Raw genomic sequence first — 1,514 nt, 5'->3', positions numbered from 1 at the left:
CCGGAGTCCAGTAGCGCCCGGATAAGCGGAATATCTTCCGCCGTCAGTCGCACACGCTGTCTCATGCCGCTTCCCCCATGCGATAGGTAATGCCCGGCTTTGTTGAATAATAGGTAATCATGCTGTTTTTCCGTGCCAGTTTTGGTTGAAAATGCTTGTCATCTCAGGTGTACACTTTTCTCATGATGCCTAACTGCATGATTTTACGTTGCGAGGATCCGTCGTTTCGCTGGGCTGCCAGCATAAAATCTATTTATTCAACAAAGCCGTAATGCCCTCCTGATACCAGGGCGGTAGCGTGAACTCGATTCGCCAGATATTTCCGCCGGCCCGTAATTCCCGCAGCCGCTTGAGCTCAGTTTTCATGTGCTGATAAATCTCATCCATCTGCCACAGCTTTAGCCGCACCGGCACTGCTGCCAGATGCGCCACGCGGTCAATTACCATCTCACCGTAGGTGATGTTGGCGTGCATCGTGAACTCATAAGGGTCTTCACCCAACTTACGGTAGCAGCCGGCGCAATGAGCAAAAGCATTGAAGAGATGGTATCGTGTTGCCTTATGTCGGAGGGACTTGAAACGGGAACAATGGAGATGGCAGTGGTCGTGATGAAAATAGTTACCGCAATAATCGCACTGCCAATTGTTCCTCTCGCGCACAAGCTCGGAAAATACCGCGTCATGCTTATCGCGTTTTAGCGCCATACCTCCCCCCCCATTCGACTCATCATCACGTGTTTGCTTACCACGGTCATCCCGTTAGGGGTTGTGCGCCACGGTCGCCAGATGAACAACACGCTGCCCTTGCTGTTACCCGCCTTGCCTTTTTTGCCCGTTTCAGCGCTGATAAACGACAATCGGCCCTCGGTGATGAAGCGTACCTCATCAACCGTTTTCTGTGCCTGTGCGAACCATGCCGCCGAGGTATCAGCAGGCAGCAGCATAACGACCGTTTTATTCTGCTTGCGGCTCTGCTCAGCAGCTTTATCAACCCAGGGGCGGATATTGCTGTACGGGGGAGATTGTGAGCCTGTTTAAGATTTTGTGTAAATACCTTTCCTCAGAAGTGACCGTCAAGGCGGTCACCGAACTCGATAATAAAGCGACTCATTGCCATACGCCAGTCCTGTAAGGGCATCGTCCATTTCTGTGATGACGCCTGGATTGCCAGCCATACGACCTTCTTCACCGAGTCATCAGTCGGGAACACCTTGCGTTTCTTGATTGCATGCCGGATCACGCTGTTCAGTTATTCTATAGCGTCCGTAGTATAGATTACCTTGCGAAGTTCCTGCGGGTACGAGAAGAATGTCGACAGGTTGGCCCAGTTTGACTGCCAGCTCCGGCTTATCTGCGGATAGAGGTGATCCCATGTGGCTTTGTTGAATAAATCAGAACCTGTAATGACTGCGCCCCATACGGGTCGATTGTTACGTGATGCGAATACTGTTCGGCATTCCTAATAGCGTGATCCGGTTAAGCGCTTTGACCATGGCCATGGCTTCACCCACCTG

1 protein-coding gene and 3 pseudogenes are annotated in these 1,514 nt (G+C 51.6%); all 4 read right to left on the bottom strand.

Translation table 11 applies throughout. The features are described 5' to 3' along the window. Positions 1-249: 249 nt before the first annotated feature. Positions 250-705, bottom strand: a complete 456-nt coding sequence (locus QZ506_RS19095; RefSeq protein WP_291973151.1) for a hypothetical protein — start codon at positions 703-705, stop codon at positions 250-252. Beyond that, a pseudogene (locus QZ506_RS19090) lies at positions 696-1,022 on the bottom strand (DNA N-6-adenine-methyltransferase); the annotation flags it as partial. The gene QZ506_RS19095 and the pseudogene QZ506_RS19090, both read right to left, overlap by 10 nt. A gap of 38 nt (positions 1,023-1,060) precedes the next feature. Further along, positions 1,061-1,372, bottom strand: a pseudogene (locus QZ506_RS19085) (transposase); the annotation flags it as partial. A gap of 58 nt (positions 1,373-1,430) precedes the next feature. Next, positions 1,431-1,514: pseudogene (locus QZ506_RS19080) on the bottom strand (lipoprotein); the annotation flags it as partial.

It is taken from the genome of Candidatus Symbiopectobacterium sp., from assembly GCF_020054415.1.
Lineage (GTDB): Bacteria > Pseudomonadota > Gammaproteobacteria > Enterobacterales > Enterobacteriaceae > Symbiopectobacterium.
The sequence above is the reverse complement of the archived record's forward strand: the minus strand, read 5'-3'. Positions and strand labels throughout refer to the sequence as shown.